Here is a 22,514-nt window from a genome sequence, read left to right on the forward strand (position 1 = left end):
GGAGTCACAGCTCGACGCTGCCGCGCACGAGCGTGCGGGTGCCGCCGCCGACCCAGATCGCGCCGTCGTCGTCCTGCGTCACGTGGACGCGGCCGGCGCGGCCGATCGCGGTTCCCTGGGCCGCCACGTACGGCGCCGTCGCGCGGCCGCTGCCCAGCAGCCACTGCGCCAGCGAGGCGTTGAGGCTGCCGGTGACCGGGTCCTCGACGAGCGCCTCGTCGACCGGGAAGAAGGCGCGCACCTCGAAGGCCGTCTCGCTGCCGGGCGGGTGCGGCCCGACGACGCCGACGTCGAGCCCTCTGCCGGGCGGCCGCAGCGCCAGCACCGCCTCCGCGTCCTTCAGCAGCAGCGCGACCCAGCCCGGCCCGTTGTCGGCCCAGGCCGCGTCGACGACGTCGTCGCGGGCGATCCCCAGCAGCGCGACGACCTGCTCCAGCAGCTCCGGCTCCAGCGGCCCGGAGCGCAGCAGCGGCGGCGCCTGGAAGGCGAGCCCGTCGGCCGTCCGCCGCACCGGCACGAGCCCGGCGCCGCACTCCTGCACGACCGTCTCGCCGGCGCGCGGGCGGCCGCCGGCCTCCAGCCAGGCGTGGCAGCTGCCGAGCGTCGGATGACCGGCGAACGGCAGCTCCAGCGACGGCGTGAAGATCCGCACGCGGTAGTCGGCGGCGGGGTCCGACGGCGGCAGCAGGAAGGTCGTCTCCGACAGATTCGTCCAGCGCGCGACGCGCTGCAGCTCCTCGCTGCTGAGGCCTTCGCCGTCGAGCACGACGGCGACCGGGTTGCCGGCGTACGGTGTGGTGGTGAAGACGTCGACCTGCGCGAACGGGCGGCTGCTGCTCATCCGCGCGACGCTAGCGCGCGCGGATGCCAGGTTCAAGCGGTTGCGCGCACAACCGATCATCTAGATCGATGGGCATTCTCCGCGCACGTTGGCGCTCGCTCCCGATAGCGATCGCGACGCTGATGGTGATGGACGTCGCAGCCGGCACCGTCGCGCTGCTCGGCGGCATCGACCCGGTCAGCGAGGACGCGCCGATCGCGGTCGACTTCGGGCTCGCGGCGCTCGCCTTCGGCTTCGCGCTGCTGTTGCTGCTGCTCGGCGCGCGGATGCCGAAATGGGCGCTGCTCGGCAACACGATCGTCGCGATCGTCGCCGCGAGCGCGATGATCGCGGGCGCGAGATCGCCCGGCGGCGAGCTGCTCGCCGGCTTCGTGCTGACGTGGGTGACCGTCTACGTGACGCTCCACCACAGCCGCCGCAACGCCCGTCTGTGGGCGACCGCGGCGACGGCGGGCGTCACGATCGGCGTGCTGATCGCCAGACACGACGGCGGCGTGACGATCTGGTTCGTGATCACCGCGACGATCTGGCTCGTCGTCTCCGTCGTCGGCGGGCTCGTCAAGCGGCTGCACGCGCAGGCCGAGACCGACGCCCTCACCGGCACGCTCAACCGCGCCGGCTTCGAGCGCGCCGCCCGCCGCGAGCAGGCGATCGCGCGCCGCACCGGCACGCCGCCGACGCTCGTGCTGATCGACCTCGACGGCTTCAAGGCCGTCAACGACCGCGACGGCCACGCGGCCGGCGACCGCGTGCTGATCGAGCTGGCCGACGCCTGGCGCAGCGCGCTGCGGCCGGGCGATCTGCTCGGCCGCCACGGCGGCGACGAGTTCGTCGTGCTGCTGCCGGCGACCGCCCCGCGCGACGCCACCGCGATCGTCGCCCGCCTCGCCGCCGCCCACGACTTCGCCTGGACCCACGGCCTCGAGCCGTGGCCGGCCGACGAGCCGCTGCAAGCCTGCATGGCGCGCGCCGACCGGCGCCTCTACGACGCCAAGGCCGCGGCGGTCTGATTCCGGCGGGGCGCGGTCAGGCCAGCAGCGCGGCGGCGTCAGCGCGGCCGGCGTGCTCGGCCCAGGCGGCCGGAGTCGCGTCGTGGCGCGCGTCGCGGGCGGTGCGATCGGCGCCGGCGTCGAGCAGCGCCGCGATCGTCGCGCGGTCGCCGGACTCGGCGGCGAGATGGAGTGCGGTCGCCTGCTCGCCGTGGCCGTCACCGCCGAAGCTGGTGCGCGCGCCGGGGTCGGCGCCGAGCGCCAGCAGCGTTCTGACCGCCTCGGCGCGGCCGCGTGCGGCCGCCCACGCGAGCGCGGTGCCGCGGTAGACGTCGGCGTCGAGCGACGCGCCGCGCGCGGCGAGCAGCTCCAGCGCCTCGACGCGGCCGTTGCGGGCCGCCCACGCGAGCGCCTCGTCGCGCACCTCGGCGGCGTCGTCGGCCGGCTCCCAGCCGGGGAAGCCGGAGTGCGGGCGGTGGAACTCGCGCGCGCTGCCGGCGGCCGGCGCGAGCGTGCCGTCGGCGGCGATCAGGCGGTCCAGCAGCGGCTGGTCGCCGAGGCCGGCGGCGACGCGCAGGTTCGCGGGTGCGACGCCGCCGCGGGCGGCGAGCAGCTCCGCCGTTCTCGCGTGGCCCCAGAAGAGCGCGACGACGAGCGCGGTGCCGCCCTCCCCGCGCGCCTCCATGTGGGTCGGGGCGCCGGCGTCGAGCAGCTGCTCGGCGAGCGCCGGCTCGCCGACGTAGGCGGCCTGATGCAGCGCGGTCCAGCCGTGGACGTTGACGTGCGCCGGGCTGGCGCCGTGGTCGAGCAGCAGCTCCGCCGCGCGCGCGTCACGCCGGGCGACGGCGAAGGCGAGCAGATCGTTCTCGTTGTCGCCGCTGGCGACGACCAGTCCCGGCCGCCGCACGAGTGCCGCTCTGAGGCCGTCGAGGTCGCCGGCCTCGATCTGTGCCCAGGCGTCGTCGAACGCGCTCATTCACGGAGCATCGCCGATCGCAGCCGGGCGTGTCCAGTGTCGCTGAGCCGCCGCGGGCGCGGTGCGTCGCGCCCGCGGCGGGAGGTCGCTCAGCCGACGGGGTGAATCAGCGGACGGTCACCTTCGCCGTCAGCAGCTTGCCGCCCTTCTGGGCGATGCGCAGCTGGTACGTGCCGCGCGTGACCTTGCGGGTCGCTCTGAGGTTGCCGACGCGGCCCTTCGCGTAGGTCTTGCCCTGCTTCACCAGACGCGCCTTGGCGGACGCCGAGGCGGCTCTCGCGCCGTTGGTGTAAGTGACCGAGCAGGACACTCTGACCGTGCTGGAGCCGGTGATCTTGCACGTCACGAGCGCGTCGCGGCCGTTGGCGCCTCTGGCACCCTGGTCGCCCTTCGCGCCCTGGTCGCCCTTGGCGCCGTTCGCGCCGACCGGGCCGGTCGCGCCGGTCGGACCCGCGACGCCGGGCGTGCCCTGATCGCCCTTGTCGCCCTTGTCGCCGGCGTCGCCCTTGTCGCCCTTCGGACCCTCGGGGCCGGGGATGCCGCCGCCCGGGGTGCCGTCGCCGACCTGGACGATGACGCCCGTCGAGCTGGAGCGCTCGAAGGCGCCGGCGTCGGCCGGCAGGAAGGCGGCCGTCAGCGCGTGCGCGCCGGCCGTCAGGACGCTCGTCTTGAACGTCGCGACGCCGCCGTCGACCTCGACCGGATCGCCGAGCTTGGCGGCGCCGTCGAGGAACTGGATCTGGCCGGCGGCTCTCTGCGCCACGCGCGCCTCGAGCACGACCTGCTCGCCGACGGCGACCGTCGACTTGGCGGCGGCCAGCGTCGTCTTCGTCGACAGCGCGTCCCCGTTGGTCGCCTTCGGCGCGTCCGGATCGTTTCTGAGGTCGATGACGGTCTTGGCGCCGTTCCATCTGTCGCCGGACTTCTCGACCTTGTAGCCGTCGAAGAACTTGCCGTTGGCCAGGCGCGCCTGGTAGGTCAGCGTGTCCTGCGCGACGTCGACCAGCTGGTAGAGCTGGATGTGGCTCGCTCTGACGCGCAGTCTGGCGCCGTTGTCGGCCCAGTTCTGGCCGGCGTTGAGCTCGTACATCTTGCCGCCGGAGACCGAGATCGAGTAGACCGCGCCGTGCGACTTGGTCGGGTCGAGCGCGTCGTCGTCCTTGATCTGGTTGCCGCGGTTGTAGACGTGGTCGTGACCCTGCAGGACGAGGTCGACGCCGTATCTGTCGATCAGCGGGTTCCAGTTGTCGCGCACGAGCTGGTTGTTGCGCGAGCTGGTGCCGGCGTAGACCGGGTGGTGGAACGTGACGACGGTCCACTTGGGACGGTTCGGGTCGCTCAGGACCTCCTCGAACCATCTCGTCTGCGCCGTCAGGACGTCGGTCTGGACCGGGCCGTTCTGGAGCGGGCTGGAGTCGAGCGCGATGTAGCGGACGCCCTGGAAGTCGACGTAGTACGCGCTGCTTCTGACCGCCTCCAGGACGCTGCCGTCAGCGTTCTTGGGGCCGTTGGCCGGGAACGGGAACTGCGGCTTCCAGAACGCCGAGATCTGCGTCGAGCTGTTGTACTCGTGGTTGCCCGGGATCGCGAGGACGTTGCGGGTCTGGTTGTTGTAGCCGCCGGCCTCGAACCACTGGCCCCACTCCTGCTCCTGGCGCTGCATGTTCGCGTCGGTGACGCCCGTCTCGTTGACGAGGTCGCCGGCGTGCAGCATCAGCTTCGACTTCGGACGGTCGAGGACCGCCTGGTGGAAGACGCGCGGGACGGCGGAGTCGATGTAGTTCTGCGCGTCGCCGAAGTAGATGAAGGAGTACGGCTTGAGGCTGTCGTCGGCGGTGGTGAAGTCCTCCCACGCCGTCCAGTTCGTGACGGGCCAGCCGTTGGGGTTGGTGCCGTCGCCGACGCGGTAGGCGTAGCGCGTGTTCGGCTTCAGGCCGGTCAGCTCAGCCGCGTGGTAGTTGTTCAGGTAACCCGTTCTCGGGTTCATCGTCGTCGTGTCGGCGCCGACGGTGACGATTCTCGAGTAGTCGGTGCCGTCGATCGGCGTGAGGCCGTCCAGCATCGTGTCGCCGAAGGCAGCCGGCGCCTCGATGAACTGGACCTGCGGCGCCTCCGAGTTAGAGCGCCAGGAGATCTTCTGGCTGTGGGCCGGATCGGCGGTCGGGATCAGCACGACGCGGTCCGGGACGACCGACGGCGCGTAGCGCTCGATCGCCGACTGGGGCGTGTCGGCAGCCTGCGCCGGAAGCGCGACGACGGCGGGCAGCGTGGCCGCCACGGCGCACGCCGAGAGCGCCCGCCGCAGCATCTTGCCGGCGGCGAGCGATGAAGCGAGACGAGTGGTCACTCGTTCTCCTTGGATCTAAATAATTGAGGGAGGACGGCGAGCGAATTCCTGCTGCGCGCCGCCGGGTACCCTCACTGACCAGGTCGGGAACCTCGTAAAGTTCCGGTAAAGGTTCCCCGACTCTTCACGGGTGAACGTCACCCGCGGCCGATATCACTCCGGAGCGCCCTCGGTGATCGGGTCGACGGTGAAGGTGCCGAGGTGCGAGTAGACGACGCACATCGCGTTGCGGTCATCGCGCTCGACCCACGTCTGCTGCGTCGGCAGCACCGGGTAGACGTCGAGCCGCGCGCGGCCCGAGCCCGGTCTGCCCCACAGCTCGCGAAAGACCTGCTCACAGAGGGCGCTGCCCTCGACGGTGACGCGTCTGGCATCCCATGCGCCGTCTCTCAGCGTGACGAAGGTGAAGACCTCGTTCTCGGAGCCGATGCAGCCGGTCGTGTTCAGCCGCGGCTCGCCCATCGCCGCGTTGATCGCGGGGTCGTGGAAGCAGTCGCCGTTCTCGAACGTGAGCACGCCCGGCGTCTCGGCGTTGATGAAGTGCGGGCCCTTGACGACGTTGGCCGCCGCCGGCGCGGCGTCACCGCCGCGCACGGCAATTGTCACGGTGACAGCAACGATGACGGCGAGCAACAGGGAGAGCAGGAGCGCGCCGCGACGGCGCGTGACGGTGAACGAGCGCATGATCGCGCGTCACCCTATGACCGAGTGGTGACCGCCGGGGGCTTTAGTTGTGAACGCCGCGCGGCGTTCCCGCGCGCACGAGCTGGTCGACGAAGGTCAGCTTGCGCTGGACCGCCGGGCCGAGCACGAACGGGTAGAGGTCCTCGACCCCCATGCTGCGGTTGACGGCGTTGAGCGCCAGCGTCAGCGGGATCCACGCCTCCAGCCGCTCGCTCAGGTCGCCGCCGCGCTCGGCGTCGGCCGGGTCCGACTGCAGCGGCTCGGCCGAGGTGACGGCGCTCGGCGGGCCGGAGACGCGCACGCCCCACGCCGCCGCCGTCTGCAGCGCGTCGTTGACGTGCAGGTAGTGGGCGAACGTCTCGGCCCAGTCCTCCCACGGATGCATCGTCGCGTAGGCGGAGACGAACTGCTCTCTCCAGCCGGCCGGCGGCCCCTCGGCGTAGTGGCGGCTCATCGCCGCCTGGTAGTCGGCGCGCTCGTCGCCGAAGAGGCGCCGGCAGGCCTCCTCTCTCTCCGAGCCGGGCGCGACGAGCACCGTCTGGTACCAGTGGCCGACCTCGTGGCGCAGATGGCCGAGCAGCGTCCGGTAGGGCTCGCCGAGCTGGACCCTCAGCCGCTCGCGGTGGACCGGGTCGGCCTCCGCCAGGTCGATCGTGACGATCCCGTCCGCGTGGCCGGTGACGACCGGCTCGTACGCGCTCGACAGCAGGTCGAAGCCGAGCCCGCCGTCGCGCTCGTCCCAGCGCGCCAGCGGCAGCTCCAGCTCGCTCAGCTCGAACAGCAGCCGCCGCTTGGCGCCCTCGACCAGCGCGAAGCCGGCGAGGCCGGCGGCATCGCCGTCGGCCGGCCGCGTGCGCGTGAAGCGGCAGCTCGCACAGAGCGCGCCGGGGGCGGGCGCGAGCCAGTTGCAGGCGGCGACCAGCGCGTTGGCGCAGGGCGCGCCGGCGCCGCCGTCGGCGCGCGCGATCGTGCGCGCGACCGGGTCGTACGCGAGCGCGGTGCCGCAGTTGACGCACGAGGTCGACTCGAACTGGACGACGTGGGCGCAGTGGGGGCAGGCGAAGACGCGCATCGCAGTGTCAGGCCGCCGCCAGCTCCGCGCTCAGCTCGGGCGAGCGGGCGAGCGTCTGCAGCACGACGCAGTAGCGCTCGGTCAGCTTCAGCAGCGTCACCAGCGCCGCCTCCGGCTCGTCCCGGTAGCGCTCCTTCAGCGGCGCCTGCAGCGGCCGCAGCTCGTCTCGGTCCATGCGGTCCAGCGTAGCCCTGTCGGAGGCCCGAGTCATCGGGTGGTCGCCCGGCCGTGCGCGCGTCATCTCGTGCTCCGCTGTGCGTGCGCCGTCAGGAAGGGGGCGATCGCGGCCGCGACGCGCTCTGGCGCGGTCGTGTGCGCGACGTGGCCGAGACCGTCCAGCGGCGCGACCGTCACGTCCGGCAGCACCGCCGCCAGCTCGTGGCAGTTGGCCTGCGCGCGCGGCGGGCTCTCGCTGCCGACGAGCAGCAGCGTCGGCAGCGCGATCGCGCCGCAGGAGGCGATGTGGCCGGGACCGAGCGTCGCGACCGCGCCGATCTCGCGCGGGACGGTCGCGGCGAGGCGGCGGAAGGCCGGCGTCGGCTTGATCTTCAGCGTCGCGAGCGGGCCGTCGGCGGTGACGAGGCCGGCGCTGTCGAGCACGCGCATCGACAGCGGCACCGCCTGCTCGGGCACGCCGTCGAGCACGCACTGGTTCAGCGCCGCGAGCTGCTCGGCGGAGATCGCGCCGTCGATCCCGACCGCCGGCTCGTACAGCAGCAGCGCGCCGGTCTCGCCCGGCGCCGCGACGCGCGCCGTCTCCAGCGCGACCGCGCCGCCGTAGGAGTGGCCCAGCAGCGCCGCGCCGGGGCCGGCCGCGCGCAGCACCGCGCGCGTGTCGGCGACCTCCTGCGCGAGCGTGTGGGCTCGTGCGCCGTCGTCGCTGTCGCCGCGCCCGCGGCGGTCGACGAGCAGGAACTCGAAGCGGTCGGCGAGCTGGCGCGCGACCGCCTCCCAGCTGCGCCACGAGCCGAGCCCGCCGTGCAGCGCGACGACCGCCGGGCCGCTGCCGAGGCGGCGGTAGGCGATCCGCGTGCCGTCGGCGGAGGTGACCTGCTCGGGCGGCGGGGCTGCGGCGCGAGAGTCCATCGTCCCGCTGACGCTAGCGCGCCTGCGGACAACTACGGAGCAGTGACCGGAGCTTGCGCGCTGCACGGCGACCGTCGCCGCGCCTATCGTCTACGCGATGTCAGACGCCGCTGCCGAGGAGATCCGCGTCGTGCTCGCCGACGACCACCGCGTCGTCCGCACCGGCCTGCGCCTGGTGCTCGACGCCGAGCCCGACATCACCGTCGTCGCCGAGGCCGGCGACATCCCCGCCGCCGGCCGCGCGCTGCTCGTCCACAGACCGGACGTGATCGTGCTCGACCTCAACATGCCGGGCGAGCAGAGCCTGAGCGCGATCCCGCGCTTCGTCGCCGACCATCCGCAGACGGCGATCGTCGTGCTGACGATGCAGCAGGACCCGGCCTTCGCGCGCGAGGCGCTGCGCGGCGGCGCGCGCGGCTACGTGCTGAAGGAGGCGGCCGACGACGAGCTGGTGCAGGCGGTCCGCCTGGCGCACGGCGGCCGCACCTACCTCAACCCCGAGCTGGGCGCGAAGATGGCCGCCGAGCCGGCTCCAAGCGGCCCGCCCGACGACCTCACCGAGCGCGAGCTGGAGGTGCTGAGGCTGATCGCGCTCGGCCACACCAACAGCGAGATCGCCGCCCAGCTCTACCTCAGCGTCCGCACGGTCGAGTCCCACCGCGCCCACATCCAGCAGAAGATCCGCCGCTCGACCCGCGCCGAGCTGGTCCGCTACGCGCTCGACCACGGCCTCGTCGACGCGGGCGGCTGAGCTGCGAGAATCCTCCCGTCGACATCAGATCGGGGGATCGGGGATGAAGGGCATCGAGGGGAAGGCCGTCGCGTTCGCACTGGCGGCGGCGCTCGCGGTCGGCGGCCTCGCCGGCTGCGGCGGCAACGACGACCAGACGGCCGGCGGCGCCGGCGGCGTGCGCACGAGCACGACTGCGAAGCCGGGCTCGCTGGCGGCCGCGGCGGCGGCCGAGGGCGTGCCGGTGAGACCGGTCTCAGGCGCCGAGGCGACCGAGCGGCGGCTGCGCGGGATCCCGCAGCAGGGGCTGGAGCTGGGCGCGCATGACGCGCCGGTGACGGTCGTCCTGTTCGCCGACGTGCAGTGCCCCTATTGCAAGGCGTTCTGGCTCAGAGTGCTGCCGCACGTCGTCGACCACTACGTGCGCGACGGCCGCGCCAAGGTCGTCCTGCGCGACGTCGCCTTCCTCGGCACCGACTCGATCCGCGGCGCGCAGTTCGCCGGCGCGGCGGGCCTGCAGGACAAGCTGTGGGACGTCGTCGACCTGCTCTACCGCCACCAGGGCGCCGAGAACAGCGGCTGGGTGACCGACGAGCTGCTGCGCCGGATCGGCGCCGGCGTGCCCGGCCTCGCGACCGAGCGCGCGCTCGCCGACCGCGGCGACAGACGCGTCAACCGGCAGCTGAAGCAGGCGAGAGCGATCGCCGCCGACTACAGAGTGACCGGAACGCCGACGCTGCTCGTCGGCGAGACCGACGGCTTCGTCTTCCCCGTCCCCGGCGGCGAGACGCTCGCCGGGCTCAGCGCCGCGATCGACGGCGCACTGAGCAATCTGTCAGGAGGATGACGGCCTGAAAGCGGTGCATCGGCAGCGCGCATGAACGTTTTGCTCAACGGTGCGCCAGGAGCCCTAAACCATCTGTTGAGCCCTGCCGATGACCTGGTTCGATGCGATCCAAGTCGAACAAGCCGAAGCGGCAATGGGGCAGTGACAGACGCAGAGCGCTGCCGGTCGTGGCGCCCGTCGCGTCCGAGAGCACGATGCTGATCGGACAGCTCGCGATCGTCGTGACGGTGATCGGCTGGGTGCTGTTCATCGTCACCACGCTGACGCGAACCTCGATCACCGGCTCCCCCGACCGCCCGTCGCTGGGGCTGGCGACGATCAGCTACATGGCGATCATGACGCTGCTGGCGTGCTCCGCGCTCGCCTACCTGACGACGCGTCTTGGCTACTACTCGCGCACCCGCAGTCACCGCCGCGCGACCCGCACCGAGCTGGGCCAGACGGCCGAGGGCGGGGCGCCGAAGCTGAACGTGCTGATCCCCTCCTACCAGGAGGACGAGCGCGTCAACCGGATGACGGTCCTGTCGGCGGCGCTGCAGGAGTACCCCGACCTCGAGGTGACGCTGCTGATCGACGACCCGCCGACGCCGAAGTACCGGCGCGCGGCCGAGATGCTGCAGTCGGCGCAGGCGCTGCCGGAGCAGATCATGGCGCTGCTGGCGGTCCCGAAGCAGCGCGTCCACGACGCGCTCGACCTGTTCGACACGACGTTCATCGAGGGGCGCGAGTCGACGCCCGAGGACGTGCTCGAGGTCGCCGTCGAGTACGACGCCGCCTCACAGTGGCTGCGCGACTACGCCGCCGCCTACGAGATCGCCGACCACACCGACCAGTTCTTCGTCGACAGGGTGCTGCTGACGCTCGCCGACGACATGAGCGGCTCCGCCGAGGCGCTGCGCGCCGCCGCCGCCGACGGCGAGGCGCTGACCGAGCGCCAGCTGCGCTTCATGCTGCGGCGGCTGATGTGGACCTTCGGCGCGCGCATCAACGGCTTCCAGCGCAAGCGCTACGTGTCGCTCTCGCACGAGCCGAACAAGGCGATGAACCTCAACAGCTACATCGGGCTGATGGGCGGCGAGTACAGAGAGATCGCCGTCCCCGGCGGCGGCATAGCGCTGCTGAAGACCGACCACGAGCCCGACATCGCGGTCCGCAACCCCGACTACATCCTCACGCTCGACGCCGACTCGCTGCTGCTGCCCGAGTACTGCCTGCGGATCGTCCACCTGCTGGAGCGCAGAGAGCACGTCAAGGTCGCCGTCGCGCAGGCGCCCTACACCTCCTTCCCGGGCGCGACGACGCGGCTCGAGCGGATGGCCGGCGCGACCACCGACCTGCAGTACATGGTCCACCAGGGGATGACGCACTACGACGCGACCTTCTGGGTCGGCGCCAACGCGATCCTGCGCAAGGCCGCGATCGACGACCTCGCCGACGTCAGCCACGACGGCGACTGGGCGATCACGCGCTACATCTCCGACCGCACCGTGATCGAGGACACCGAGTCGAGCATCGACCTCGGCGTCCACGGCTGGAGACTGCTCAACTACCCCGAGCGGCTCAGCTACTCGGCGACCCCGCCCGACTTCGGCGCGCTCGCGATCCAGCGCCAGCGCTGGGCCAACGGCGGCCTGCTGATCCTGCCCGCGCTGTGGCGCCAGCTGAAGGCCAGACGCGCGCGCGGCGAGCGCACGCGGCTGGGCGAGCTGTTCCTGCGGATCAACTACATGGCGTCGATCGCGTGGTCCTCGACGGCGCTGCTGTTCCTGCTGCTCTACCAGTTCAACGACCGCCTGATCAGCCCGCTCGTGCTGCTGATCTCGATCCCCTACTTCCTGATGATGGCGATCGACCTGAAGCACTGCGGCTACCGGCGCTCGGACGTCTTCGGGCTGTACGGCTTCAACCTCGTGCTGCTGGGGGTGAACCTCGCCGGCGTCGGCGCCTCGCTGCTGCAGCTGCTGGTCGGCGGGCGACCGGCCTTCAAGCGCACGCCGAAGGTCCGCAGCCGCACGACGCCGGGCCTCAGCTTCATCGTGCTGCCCTACGTCTTCGTCGCCTTCTCGATCTGGACGCTGACGATGGACCTCGGTCGCGACCGCTGGGTCAACGTCGCGCTGGCCGGCCTCAACGCCGCCACCGCGACGTACGCGATCGTCGCCTACATCGGCGTCGGCCACTCGATCGTCGACGTCTGGACGAACGTCCTCTCGTGGCTCTGCAAGCCGCAGAAGCAGAGCCGGCGCGCCCGCCGCGCCGCGCGCCGCGCGGCCGCCGCGCCGCAGCCCGCGCACTGGTCGCAGACGCTCGCGTACGCGCCCGCCGACGGCGTCCGCCGCGGCGAGCGCCGCTCCACCTCGCGCCGCGACGGCAGCCCCGCCGACCGCCGTGACGGACCGGACCGCCGCAGAGGCCCCGGCCGCCGCGAGACCGACGTCGCGACCTACATGGGCCGCCGCGCGACCGACCGCCCGTCCGGCACCGCCGAGGACGCGATCGCCTCCGGGCCGCACCCGCTGCGCCGCGCAGGCGACCTGCCGTCCGACGACATCGCCCCGGCCGCCGACGTGCTGCCGGCCCCGACCGATCCTGAGCTGGAGGAGCTCACGTGAGCGCGATCGACCCCGCCTCGCTCCCCGACGAGCCGAGACCGAGCATCTCGCCGCTGCGCGTGCTGGTCGCGCTGCTGATCGTCGCGCTCGTCGCCGGCGGTGCCTACGGCATCCGCGAGGTGACCAGGACCGACCCGGCGATGGCGAAGGTGAAGGGCGGCAGAGGGCCGTGGTTCGCGCCCTACGTCGACGCGACGCTGACGCCGACGATCGCCTTCCAGGACCCCTCCGCCAACCCTGCCGGCAACGCCGTGCTCGGCTTCGTCGTCGCCGGCAGAGAGGATGACCAGCGCTGCACGCCGACGTGGGGCGCCTACCACACGCTCGACGAGGCGGCCGTCGCGCTCGACCTCGACCGCCGCGTCGCGCAGCTGCGCGGCCAGGGCCGTGACGCGATCATCTCCTTCGGCGGCCAGGCCAACGACGAGCTGGCGGTCGCCTGCTCCTCCGCGGACGAGCTGAAGCAGGCGTACGCGGAGACGATCGAGCGCTACGACGCCGACACGGTCGACTTCGACGTCGAGGGCGACGCGCTCAGAGACACGGCCGCGAACACGCGCCGGGCCGAGGCGGTCAAGGCGCTGCAGGACGAGATCCGCGCCAGAGACGGCAGGCTCGCCGTCTGGCTGACGCTGCCGGTCACCCCCGACGGCCTCCAGGACGACGCGCTCGCGGTCGTGCGCGCGATGCTCGACGCGAGAGTCGACCTCGCCGGCGTGAACATCATGGCGATGGACTTCGGCGTCGAGTCGGCGGCGAAGGACATGCGCGGCGCGATCCTGTCGGCGACGAAGGCGACGCGCGAGCAGCTCGCGGCGGTCTTCGCGCAGGCCGGCCTGTCGCTCAACACGCGCAACGTCTGGCGCAAGGTCGGCGTGACGATCATGATCGGCCAGAACGACGTCGCCGGCGAGCGCGTCTCGGTCGAGGACGCCGAGACGGTCGCGCAGTACGCGCTCGACCACGGCCTCGGGCGCGCCGCGATCTGGTCGCTCAACCGCGACCAGCAGTGCGGCGCGACCTTCGCCGTGATCGGCCAGCACTCCAACACCTGCTCCGGCGTCAGACAGAAGCCGCTCGCCTTCTCCAGAGCGTTCGCGAAGCTGCGCGGCAGCGTCGGCGCGGCAGCCTCGTCGGTCACGACCAGAGACCTGCTGCCGGAGGTGAGCAGCGACTCCTCCACGGCCGACGACCCGGCCAGAAGCCCGTACCCGATCTGGCAGCCCGAGCAGGCCTACCGCGAGGGCTACAAGGTCGTCTGGCACCGCGCCGTCTACGTCGCCAAGTGGTTCTCGCAGGGCCAGACGCCGGACGCCCAGAACGTCCCCGCGGGCCAGAACCCGTGGCGGCTGATCGGCCCCGTGCTGAAGACCGACCGCGCGCCGAGAATCCCGACGCTGCCGGCCGGCACCCACCCGAAGTGGAGCGCCGGCGCCGTCTACACGGCCGGCAACAAGGTCCTCTACAGAGGCCTGCCGTACTCCGCGCAGTGGTACACGCAGGGCGACGTCCCGGGCGAGCCGGGCCCGAACGGGACCCCCTCCCCCTGGAAGCCGCTCTACCGCATCCCGGGCGAGCCGGCGCCGACCGAGTAGGTCGGCGGCGGCTCGGCGCAGGGCGGGCGCGGCGGGCGGCGTCAGCGCGGCGCGGCCTCGTCGAGGCGATCGTCGCCCCACAGCAGGCGCTCGCCGAGCGCCAGCGTGGGGACGCCGAAGACGCCGCGGGCGTGGGCGGCGCCGGTCCAGTCGCGCAGCGCCTGCTTGACGGGCGCGGTCGCGGCGGCGGCGAGCAGCTCGCCGGGATCCTGGCCGGCGTCGGCTGTCGCGGCGCGCAGGACGTGCTCCTGCGCGAGGTCCTCGCCGGCGACGAACATCCGCCGGAAGCCGGCGCGCAGCACCGCCTCGCCGGCCGCCGGCGAGCGCAGCCACGCGGCCGTGACGACGCGCATCGGGCGCAGGTAGTCGCCCGGCCACGGCTCCGGCCAGCGCAGCGGCGGCAGCCCGTAGCGCAGCGCCCGCGCCTCGATCTCGGCCATCCCGGCGTTGCGGCGGGCGGCGTCCCCGAGCGCCCACGAGCTGCGCCCGGTCAGCTTGAAGAGCCCGCCGAGCAGGACCGGCTGCAGCCGCGGCGCCGCGCCGAGCACGGCGGCGGCGCGCTCAGCGGCGAGGTAGGCGTACGGCGAGCCGACGTCGACGTACAGCACCGCCTCGCCCGCGGTCGGCGCGAGCGCCGCTTCGCGCGTGGAGTCCTCGTGTTCGGTCATCGTTCGACATACCGTACGATATGTTCGGTATGAGTGCATCCGATCGAGCGGCGACGCACGCCGCGCTGGCCGCCAACGTGCGCCGGCTGCGGATCGCGGCGCGGCTGTCGCTGTCGCAGCTGGCGGCCGCGACCGGGGTCGGCAAGGCGACGCTGTCGGGGATCGAGCGCGGCCAGGGCAACGCGACGATCGACACCGTCAGCGCGATCGCCGCGGCGCTGCGCGTCTCCCCCGCCGAGCTGCTCGCCGCGCCGGCCGTCGCCGCGCCGACGATCGTCCGCGCCAGCTCGCCGCCCACGCCGCGCGGGCCCGGCGGTCCCGCCCGCCGGCTCGACACGCTCGCGACCGAGGCGACGACGAGCGTCTGGGAGCTGACGCTCGCGGAACGCGAGCGGCGGGAGCTGGAGCCGGCGGCGGCCGGCAGCCGCGCGCTGCACGTGCTCGCCGGCAGCGTCGTCGCCGGCCCGGCGGGGCAGATCAGCCAGCTCGACGCCGGCGACTGGCTCTCCTGCCCCGCGACCGTCCCCTTCCAGCTCGAGGCCGAGCGCAGACCGGCCCGGCTGCTGCTCCTGCTCTCGCACAGCCCGCTGCACTGAGATACGTTGCGGCGCATGGAGAGTTCGACTGGCACCGTCATCCGCGGGCTGTGCGCGGCGCTCGCCGCCGCCCTGCCCGCCTTCGCCGCCGCCGACGTCGCGGCCGCCGCCAAGGCCGACCCGGCCAGCTGCAGCGTCCGCGGCCTGTCGCCGAGCAGACACGAGGACGGCGTCACCTACGCGGTCACGGTCTCGAAGCTGCGCGCCGACGGCGCAAGCTGCCGCGCCGCGCGCTCGCTCGCGCGCAGAGCGGCCGTCGCGCTGCTGGACCGCAACCGCGTCCCGCGCCGGATCGGCGACTACACGCTGCGCTCGCAGGCGCCGTGCGCCGGCTGCACGCCGCAGCGGACCGTCACCGCCACCGCGCCCGGCCGCCGCGTCACGTTCGTGCTGTTCGGCTGACGCCGCCGCGGTTGACGGCGCGCGACCGCTCGATACGGTGTCGCCATGACTGAGCACGCGGGCGCGAACGGCGACGAGCGGGTGTGGGAGTCGGCGGCGGTCGCCGACTCGTCTGGGATCGTCGGCTCGGCCGGCGTGACGAACGCGATCGGCGTCGTCGGCTCGGCCGGCGTCGCGGGCGCGGCCGGCGTCGTCGGCTCCGCGGGCGTCGCCGGCGCCTCGGGCGTCCTCAGCAGCGCCGCCGTCGGCGGCTCCTCGGTCGTCGTCGGCAGCCTCGGCGTGGCGCTCAGCATCGGCGTCGTCGGCTCGCTCGGCGTCGTCGCCGGGATCGGCAACGTCGGCTGCGTGGGCTGCGTCGGCTGCATCGGCTGCGTCAACTGCACGGGCTGCGTCGGCTGTGTCGGCTGCGTGGGCCTGACGGGCGCCGTCGGCCAGGTCGGCGCCCGCGCCTGACGCCGGCACGCAGCGCGGCGCCGCCCGCCCGCCGCGCCTGGCCCCGCCGCCCGACGCCGCTCAGCGCCGCTTCTTCGCCGGCGCTCTTCTGCCGGCTCTCTTCGCTCTGAACGTCACCTTGACGGCCTTGATGCGCTTGCCGACGCCGTCGGCGCCTCTCTGCGTCGCCGTCAAGTAGAGCGTCAGCTTGCCCGATCTCTTCAGCAGCCTTCTGCCGGCTGCGTTGAGCGTGACTCTGACCTTCGCTCTCTGCCCGCCCTTCAGCGTCACGAACTTCTGCCCGAGGATCAGCGCGCGCGTTCTTCTTCTGGCGGCTCTCTTCGTCGGCTTCTTCTTCGCGGCGGCTGAGGCGCTCGCGAGCGCGCGGGTTCCGCGGTCGCGGTCGTCGGTTCTCGTGTTCGGGAAGCCGGTCACGTACTCGTGCGCCGAGATGATGTAGACGAGCGAGCACTTGTCCTCGGGCGGGCCGACGCAGATCTGGTCGATCGTCGCCGTGTCGCCGCTGACGGTCGGTCTGCCGGGCGGCGTGGCGGTCGCGCGGACCGTTCTCGGCGGCGGGACCGGCGTCGCCGGCGTTCCGCCGGGAGGCGTCACGCCGCCGCCCGGATCTCTGTTGCCCGGGTCCGGAGTGCCGCCGCCGACGACGCCCGCAAGCCGGCCGAAGCTGCTCGCCGTCGTGCTGGAGATGGCGCTGACCGAGAACCAGATGTTGCCGCGACGGTCGTCGGTGACCGCCAGCGGCTGACGCTCGAAGCCGAGTCTCCAGACGTTGAAGCCGGCGTCCGCGTCCTCTCTCGTCTGCGGCGTGATCTTGACGATCGCGTTCGCCGCCGCGCTCGAGTAGCCGCCGTAGATCGCGGCCCAGATCGTCCCGTCGGAGGCGGTCGTGACCGCGAACGGGCGGCCCGCGGCGAGCGCCGGGTCGATGTCCGCGAGCCGGTACGCCTTGAAGCTGGAACGGTCCGGCGAGAGGCGGCCGATCTCTCTTCTCAGCTCGTTCGTGAACCAGAGCGCGTTGTCCGCACCGACCGCGACGTCGGTGACGCCGGTGCCCGTATAGGAGCCCGAGCAGGGCGCGCCGACGCCGCACGGCAGCGAGATCTCGTCGTACACGGTCGCGCTTCTCGGCGTCGCCAGCCGCCAGCCGGGGTTGCCGGGGTCGGACTCCGCGAACCACGGCTTTCCGTCCGGCCCGACCGCGATCCCGGCCGGCTGGGCGTCGTAACGGAGGCTGTCGATCGATCTCGACGTGCCCTGCACGGCGATGTTCGCGTACTCGAACGGAACCCCGGCGGCGTTGCTCATCGAACCGATCCGCGCACCCGGGAACGGGTCGACGTTGGTCGTGCTGCGCTCGGTGAACCAGACCGTGCCGCTGCCTCTCGGGTCGGCGGCGAGGTCCGCGACGTCAGGCGAGAAGGCGCTTCTGGCCACGTTGTTCAGCTGTGTCCGCAGCAGCACCGCCTCGAAGCCGGTGCTGGTGCCGGGCACGGTCGCCGCCGGGTTGGCGGTGCCGACGATGCCATCGGCCTGCGAGAACCAGATCTTTCTTCTCGACGGCTCGAAGGTGAGGCTGCGGACGAGGTTCGCGCAGCAGCCGACGTCGGGCAGCTTCGGCGTCGGGTACAGCTCGACCGCGCCCGTCGCGACGCGCAGCCGCGCCAGCTCCGGCGCGTCCGATCTGCTGCCGCTGCCGAGCCAGACGTCGCCGTCGGCGTCTGCCGCGATCCCGCCCGCCGCCGGGTGGCCGACGGGCAGGTCGAAGTACTGGGGCGCGACGTCGGCGCGCGCGGCGGCGGCGCTCAGCGCGAGCACGACCAGCAGCAGAGTGGCGGAGAGCGAGATTCGGGGCACCGCGCAGATCTACCACGCGGACACGCCCGTTTCGGCCGCCGTACCCACTATTGACCGCCCTGTCTGCGGACCGTCACGGTCTTCGTTCTGACGACCGATCTGGTCGAACCGCTGCCGGTGCCGCGACCGAGCCGCTCGGGCGCCCCGGCAGTCAGGGGGCGTGCGGCGGCACGAGCATCGCCGCCAGCTCGCGCGCGAAGGCACTCCGCTCGCGGCCGGCGAGCAGCGTCTCGTCGGCGCTGACGAGCTGGGCGAGGCCGACGTAGGCGGCGTAGACGGCGAGCGCGCGGCGGCGAGCGGCGGCGGGCGCGAGGCCGGTGTCGCGGAAAGCGCGCGCGAGGAAGTCGACGCGGCGGCCGCGCGAGCGGTTGAGGATCTCGGCGGCGAGCGGCTCGCGCGTCTGCGCCGCGAGCAGGCGGATGAACAGCGACGGCGGCTTCGAGGTGGCGGCGTCGAGCAGCAGCCGCAGCCGCTCGCGCGGATCCGCGACGGCTGCGAGCGCGTCGAGCACGGCGTCGGAGTGGTCGCGCTCCCAGCGTTCGAGCACGGCGCGGAGCAGCTCGTCGCGGCTGGCGAAGTGCCAGTAGAAGCTGCCGCGCGTGACGCCGAGCCGCTTCGCCAGCGCGGAGGCGCTGACCGCGTCGGTGCCGCCTTCTTCGAGCGCGTCGAGCCCGGCGGCGATCCAGGCCTCGCGGTCGAGCCGCTCGTCACCCGCGCGGGCCGCGTCGCCGCCGTCGCTCGCCTTCGCCGCCTTCGCCATCGCGCGCCAAACCGTACACCCCTGTTTGGAGCCGTGCTACCGTACACCCCTGTATGGAGAGAATCGCCGACGGACTTCAGCTGCTGCGCGGCACGCCGCGCCACGCCTTCAACGTCTACCTCGCGGACGGCTACGTCGTCGACGCCGCGACCCGCTGGGCGCGGCGGCGGATCATCCGCCAGCTCGCCGGGGAGCGGCTCGCCGGCCACGTGATCACCCACGCCCACGCCGACCACCAGGGCGCCAGCGCCGCGCTCGCGCGCGAGCTGGGCCTGCCGATCCTGGCCGGCCACGCCGACGCCGACGCGATCGCGTCCGGCGACCTGCGCGACCGCGCGCCGGTCAACCCGCTCACCCGCTGGCAGCTGCGCAACTGGGCCGGCCCGGCCGCGCCGGTCGCGACCCGCCTGCGCGAGGGCGACCGCGTCGGCTCCTTCACCGTGCTGGAGACGCCCGGCCACGCGCCCGGCCTGATCTCGCTCTGGCGCGAGTCCGACCGCACCCTGATCGCCGCCGACGTCCTCTTCGGCCAGCACCCCGTCACGAGCCGCCCCGGCCTCCACGAGCCGCCCGCCCGCTTCACGCTCGACCCGGCCCTCAACCGCACCCAGATCCGCCGCCTCGCCGCCCTCGAACCGGCCGTCGTCTGCTTCGGCCACGGCCCGCCCTCCCGCGACCCCACCGCCCTCACCCGCTTCGCGGCGGGGCTGCCGGACTAGGCGGCGCCGACGTACTCCGCCAGGTGCTCGCCGGTCAGCGTCGCGCGCGCCTCCACGAGCGACGCCGGCGTCCCCTCGAAGACGACGTCGCCGCCGTCGTGGCCGGCGCCGGGGCCGAGGTCGATGATCCAGTCGGCGTGCGCCATCACCGCCTGGTGGTGCTCGATCACGATCACCGACTTGCCGGCGTCGACCAGCCGGTCCAGCAGCGCGAGCAGCTGCTCGACGTCGGCGAGGTGGAGGCCGGTCGTCGGCTCGTCGAGCACGTAGACGCCGCCTCTGTCGCCCATGTGGACGGCCAGCTTCAGCCGCTGGCGCTCGCCGCCGGAGAGCGTCGTCAGCGGCTGGCCGAGCGCGATGTAGCCGAGCCCGACGTCGCGCAGCCGCTCCAGCACTCTGTGCGCGGCCGGCGTTCTCGCGTCGCCGGAGCCGAAGAAGTCGAGCGCCTCGACGACCGGCATCGCCAGCACCTCGCTGATGTTCTTGCCGCCGAACTCGTACTCCAGCACCGACGCCTGGAAGCGCTTGCCCTCGCACTCCTCGCAGACGGTCTCGACGCCGGCCATCATGCCGAGGTCGGTGTAGATCACGCCGGCGCCGTTGCAGACCGGGCAGGCGCCCTCGGAGTTCGCGCTGAAGAGCGCCGGCTTGACGCCGTTGGCTCTCGCGAACGCTCTGCGGATCGGCTCCAGCAGTCTCGTGTACGTCGCCGGGTTGGAGCGGCCCGAGCCGCGGATCGGCGCCTGGTCGACTGCGACGACGCCCTCTCCGCCGGCGACCGAGCCGTGGATCAGCGACGACTTGCCCGAGCCGGCGACGCCGGTCACGACGCACAGCACGCCGAGGGGAATGTCGACGTCGACGTCGCGCAGGTTGTGGGTCGATGCGCCGCGGATTCTGAGCGCGCCCGAGGCGCTCCGCAGCGAGTCCTTCAGCGCCGCGCGGTCGTCCAGATGCCGCCCGGTCAGCGTGTCGGCCTCGCGCAGGCCCGCGACGGTGCCCTCGAAGACGATCTCGCCGCCGGCCGAGCCGGCGCGCGGGCCGATGTCGACGACGTGGTCGGCGATCGCGATCGCCTCCGGCTTGTGCTCGACCACGAGCACGGTGTTGCCCTTGTCGCGCAGCTGCAGCAGCAGCTCGTTCATCCGCTGGATGTCGTGCGGGTGGAGGCCGATCGTCGGCTCGTCGAAGACATAGGTGACGTCGGTCAGCGATGAGCCGAGCTGGCGGATCATCTTCGTCCGCTGCGCCTCGCCGCCCGACAGCGTCCCCGACGGCCGCTCCAGCGACAGGTAGCCGAGCCCGATCTCGACGAACGAGTCGAGCGTCTCGCCGAGCGACTCCAGCAGCGGCGCGACCGACGGCTCGTCGAGCCCGCGCACCCACTCGGCCAGGTCGGTGATCTGCATCGCGCAGGCGTCGGCGATGTTGATCCCGCCGATCTTCGAGGAGCGCGCCTCCGGCGCCAGCCGCGTGCCGTCGCAGTCGGGGCAGGTGGTGAAGGTGACCGCCCGCTCCACGAACGCGCGGATGTGCGGCTGCAGCGCGTCGACGTCCTTCGACAGGAACGACTTCTGGATCGACGGGATCAGGCCCGAGTAGGTGAGGTTGATCCCCTCGACCTTGATTCTCGTCGGCTCCTTGTGGAGCAGGTCGTACCGCTCTCTTCTGTTGAACTTCCCGATCGGCTTGTCGGCGTCGAAGAAGCCGGAGCCGCGGAAGATCCGCCCGTACCAGCCCTCCATGCTGTAGCCGGGGATCGTGATCGCGCCCTCGTTCAGCGACTTGTCGGCGTCGAACAGCGCGGTCAGGTCGAAGTCGGTGACCGCGCCGCGGCCCTCGCAGCGCGGGCACATGCCGCCGAGGCGGTTGAAGCTCGCTCTCTCGGTCTTCGTCTTGCCGCCGCGCTCGACGGTGATGCCGCCGCTCGCTCTGACCGACGGGACGTTGAAGGCGAACGCGCTCGGCGAGCCGATGTGCGGTCTGCCGAGGCGGCTGAAGAGGATCCGCAGCAGCGCGTTGGCGTCGGTCGCGGTGCCGACGGTCGAGCGCGGGTCGGCCCCGAGCCGCTGCTGGTCGACGATGATCGCCGTCGTCAGCCCCTCCAGCACGTCGACGTCGGGCCGCGCCAGCGTCGGCATGAAGCCCTGCACGAACGAGCTGTAGGTCTCGTTGATCAGCCGCTGCGACTCGGCCGCGATCGTGCTGAAGACGAGCGAGGACTTGCCCGAGCCGGAAACGCCGGTGAAGACGGTCAGCCGCCGCTTGGGCAGGTCGACGCTGACGTCCTTGAGGTTGTTGACGCGCGCGCCGAGCACGCGGATCAGGTCGTGGCTGTCAGCGGCGTGGGTGCTCGACGCCGGCGTTTCCGTCGTAGCCATCGTGGTTCAGCTCACCTGCTGGATTCGGAGGAGGTTGCCCGCGGGGTCGCGGAAGGCGCAGTCGCGCACGCCGTACGGCTGATCGGTCGGCTCCTGCACGACCTCGCCGCTGTCGCCGGCCTGCAGCTTCTCGAAGGTGCCGTCGACGTCGGTCGTGGCGAGGTTGAGGCTGGCGTAGGTGCCCTTCGCCATCATCTCGGCGATCGTTCTCTGCTCGGCCTCGGTGACGCCCGGGTCGGCCTGCGGCGGGTAGAGCACGATCGACGTGCCGGGCTGGTTCGGCGGCCCGACCGTGATCCAGTGCATGCCGTTGTACTCGACGTCGTTGCGGATCTCGAAGCCGAGCGTGTCGCGGTAGAAGGCCGTCGTCTCGGCCGCATCGTTGTGCGGGAGCATGGCCTGGAAGATCGTGATGTCCATGGCGGCCACTCTAGGCACGGGTGGCGGGGTGCGCTTCTCGATTTCTGATCGGTTTGGTGACGCGCTTGGCGACGCACGGCGCGACCCCGCTCAGCTCCCCCGCCGCCTGCTCGCGATAGACGCTCGGCGGCACTCCGACGAGCTGCGCGAAGCGGCTGCTGAAGGTGCCCAGCGAGCTGAAGCCGACCTCGAAGCAGACCTCGGTGACGCTCAGGTCGCCGCGCCGCAGCAGCGCCATCGCGCGCTCGATCCGGCGCGTCATCAGGTAGTTGTACGGCGGCTCGCCGTAGGCGGCCTTGAACTGGCGGCTGAGGTGGCCGGCCGACATGCCGACCGCGCGCCCGAGCGCCTCGACGTCGAGCGGCTGCGCGTACTCGCGATCGATCCGGTCGCGCACGCGCCGCAGCAGCGCCAGGTCGCGCAGGCGCTGCTGCTCCGCGGCCGCTCTCGCTCTGCTGCTCACGTGTCCGATCGTGTCACAT

At 72.9% G+C, this 22,514-nt stretch carries 22 protein-coding genes; 9 read left to right on the top strand and 13 right to left on the bottom strand.

The genetic code is table 11. The features are described 5' to 3' along the window. Window positions 1–4: 4 nt before the first annotated feature. Window positions 5–841 (bottom strand): PhzF family phenazine biosynthesis protein, encoded by an 837-nt coding sequence (locus Q7L73_RS11665; RefSeq protein WP_304689921.1) that lies wholly within the window; start codon window positions 839–841, stop codon window positions 5–7. 68 nt (window positions 842–909) lie between these two features. Between Q7L73_RS11665 and Q7L73_RS11670 the strand changes: the two genes are divergently transcribed. Then, window positions 910–1,851, top strand: coding sequence for a diguanylate cyclase (locus tag Q7L73_RS11670; RefSeq protein ID WP_304689923.1), 942 nt, complete (start codon window positions 910–912; stop codon window positions 1,849–1,851). A gap of 16 nt (window positions 1,852–1,867) precedes the next feature. Here Q7L73_RS11670 and Q7L73_RS11675 read toward each other — a convergent pair whose 3' ends face one another. From Q7L73_RS11675 to Q7L73_RS11700, 6 genes are all read right to left on the bottom strand, one after another. Then, window positions 1,868–2,806 carry an ankyrin repeat domain-containing protein gene (locus tag Q7L73_RS11675; protein WP_304689925.1) on the bottom strand — a complete coding sequence of 313 codons (939 nt, stop codon included), beginning with the start codon at window positions 2,804–2,806 and terminating at the stop codon, window positions 1,868–1,870. Between the two features lie 106 nt (window positions 2,807–2,912). Then, complete coding sequence (locus Q7L73_RS11680) at window positions 2,913–5,153, bottom strand: metallophosphoesterase (RefSeq protein WP_304689927.1); 2,241 nt, start codon at window positions 5,151–5,153, stop codon at window positions 2,913–2,915. A 153-nt stretch (window positions 5,154–5,306) separates the two neighbouring features. Then, window positions 5,307–5,837: a hypothetical protein gene (locus tag Q7L73_RS11685; protein ID WP_304689929.1), complete on the bottom strand. Its 531-nt coding sequence runs from the start codon at window positions 5,835–5,837 to the stop codon at window positions 5,307–5,309. 43 nt (window positions 5,838–5,880) lie between these two features. Continuing rightward, window positions 5,881–6,909: a putative zinc-binding metallopeptidase gene (locus tag Q7L73_RS11690; RefSeq protein WP_304689931.1), complete on the bottom strand. Its 1,029-nt coding sequence runs from the start codon at window positions 6,907–6,909 to the stop codon at window positions 5,881–5,883. A gap of 7 nt (window positions 6,910–6,916) precedes the next feature. Further along, window positions 6,917–7,084 carry a hypothetical protein gene (locus tag Q7L73_RS11695; RefSeq protein ID WP_304689933.1) on the bottom strand — a complete coding sequence of 56 codons (168 nt, stop codon included), beginning with the start codon at window positions 7,082–7,084 and terminating at the stop codon, window positions 6,917–6,919. Window positions 7,085–7,146: 62 nt separating this feature from the next. Continuing rightward, complete coding sequence (locus tag Q7L73_RS11700; protein ID WP_304689935.1) at window positions 7,147–7,995, bottom strand: alpha/beta fold hydrolase; 849 nt, start codon at window positions 7,993–7,995, stop codon at window positions 7,147–7,149. A gap of 97 nt (window positions 7,996–8,092) precedes the next feature. Here Q7L73_RS11700 and Q7L73_RS11705 point away from each other — a divergent pair, with 97 nt between their 5' ends. From Q7L73_RS11705 to Q7L73_RS11720, 4 genes are all read left to right on the top strand, one after another. After that, window positions 8,093–8,746, top strand: coding sequence for a response regulator transcription factor (locus Q7L73_RS11705; protein ID WP_304689937.1), 654 nt, complete (start codon window positions 8,093–8,095; stop codon window positions 8,744–8,746). 43 nt (window positions 8,747–8,789) lie between these two features. Then, window positions 8,790–9,572 carry a thioredoxin domain-containing protein gene (locus Q7L73_RS11710; RefSeq protein WP_304689938.1) on the top strand — a complete coding sequence of 261 codons (783 nt, stop codon included), beginning with the start codon at window positions 8,790–8,792 and terminating at the stop codon, window positions 9,570–9,572. 101 nt (window positions 9,573–9,673) lie between these two features. Beyond that, window positions 9,674–12,184, top strand: a complete 2,511-nt coding sequence (locus Q7L73_RS11715; protein ID WP_304689940.1) for a glycosyltransferase family 2 protein — start codon at window positions 9,674–9,676, stop codon at window positions 12,182–12,184. Next, window positions 12,181–13,779, top strand: a complete 1,599-nt coding sequence (locus Q7L73_RS11720; protein ID WP_304689941.1) for a chitinase — start codon at window positions 12,181–12,183, stop codon at window positions 13,777–13,779. The genes Q7L73_RS11715 and Q7L73_RS11720 overlap by 4 nt, the downstream gene beginning before the upstream one ends. A 41-nt stretch (window positions 13,780–13,820) precedes the next feature. Here the strand turns inward: Q7L73_RS11720 and Q7L73_RS11725 are convergent, their stop codons facing one another. After that, window positions 13,821–14,447 carry a DsbA family protein gene (locus Q7L73_RS11725; RefSeq protein ID WP_304689942.1) on the bottom strand — a complete coding sequence of 209 codons (627 nt, stop codon included), beginning with the start codon at window positions 14,445–14,447 and terminating at the stop codon, window positions 13,821–13,823. Window positions 14,448–14,476: 29 nt separating this feature from the next. On the opposite strand from Q7L73_RS11725, the gene Q7L73_RS11730 reads away from it, so the two are divergent. Genes Q7L73_RS11730 through Q7L73_RS11740 form a run of 3 tightly spaced genes read left to right on the top strand, consistent with a single transcriptional unit; the run spans window position 14,477 to window position 15,898 of the window. Beyond that, entirely contained in the window at window positions 14,477–15,043 is a 567-nt protein-coding gene (locus Q7L73_RS11730) for a helix-turn-helix domain-containing protein (protein WP_304689944.1), read from the top strand. Window positions 15,044–15,058: 15 nt separating this feature from the next. Beyond that, window positions 15,059–15,445 (top strand): hypothetical protein, encoded by a 387-nt coding sequence (locus tag Q7L73_RS11735; protein ID WP_304689946.1) that lies wholly within the window; start codon window positions 15,059–15,061, stop codon window positions 15,443–15,445. 45 nt (window positions 15,446–15,490) lie between these two features. Beyond that, window positions 15,491–15,898, top strand: a complete 408-nt coding sequence (locus Q7L73_RS11740; protein WP_304689947.1) for a hypothetical protein — start codon at window positions 15,491–15,493, stop codon at window positions 15,896–15,898. 60 nt (window positions 15,899–15,958) lie between these two features. On the opposite strand, the gene Q7L73_RS11745 is transcribed toward Q7L73_RS11740, so the two are convergent. Both Q7L73_RS11745 and Q7L73_RS11750 read right to left on the bottom strand, forming a co-directional pair. After that, a complete protein-coding gene (locus tag Q7L73_RS11745; RefSeq protein WP_304689948.1) occupies window positions 15,959–17,752 on the bottom strand; it encodes a hypothetical protein in 1,794 nt (597 codons plus the stop codon). Window positions 17,753–17,903: 151 nt separating this feature from the next. Next, on the bottom strand, window positions 17,904–18,512 hold the full coding sequence (locus tag Q7L73_RS11750; protein ID WP_304689950.1) for a TetR/AcrR family transcriptional regulator: 609 nt from the start codon (window positions 18,510–18,512) through the stop codon (window positions 17,904–17,906). Window positions 18,513–18,565: 53 nt separating this feature from the next. Between Q7L73_RS11750 and Q7L73_RS11755 the strand changes: the two genes are divergently transcribed. After that, on the top strand, window positions 18,566–19,231 hold the full coding sequence (locus tag Q7L73_RS11755; RefSeq protein ID WP_304689951.1) for an MBL fold metallo-hydrolase: 666 nt from the start codon (window positions 18,566–18,568) through the stop codon (window positions 19,229–19,231). Here Q7L73_RS11755 and Q7L73_RS11760 read toward each other — a convergent pair. From Q7L73_RS11760 to Q7L73_RS11770, 3 genes are read right to left on the bottom strand one after another with little or no spacing between them, the layout of a single operon-like run. Continuing rightward, complete coding sequence (locus Q7L73_RS11760) at window positions 19,228–21,612, bottom strand: excinuclease ABC subunit UvrA (RefSeq protein WP_304689952.1); 2,385 nt, start codon at window positions 21,610–21,612, stop codon at window positions 19,228–19,230. The two genes, Q7L73_RS11755 and Q7L73_RS11760, sit on opposite strands and share 4 nt — an antisense overlap. A 6-nt stretch (window positions 21,613–21,618) precedes the next feature. After that, the gene (locus tag Q7L73_RS11765; protein WP_304689953.1) at window positions 21,619–22,032 is read right to left on the bottom strand and encodes a VOC family protein; all 414 of its coding nucleotides are present in this window, start codon (window positions 22,030–22,032) and stop codon (window positions 21,619–21,621) included. 10 nt (window positions 22,033–22,042) lie between these two features. Then, window positions 22,043–22,495, bottom strand: coding sequence for a helix-turn-helix transcriptional regulator (locus Q7L73_RS11770; protein ID WP_304689954.1), 453 nt, complete (start codon window positions 22,493–22,495; stop codon window positions 22,043–22,045). Window positions 22,496–22,514 lie beyond the last annotated feature (19 nt).

This window comes from Conexibacter sp. CPCC 205762 (genome assembly GCF_030646155.1).
Classification (GTDB): domain Bacteria; phylum Actinomycetota; class Thermoleophilia; order Solirubrobacterales; family Solirubrobacteraceae; genus Conexibacter.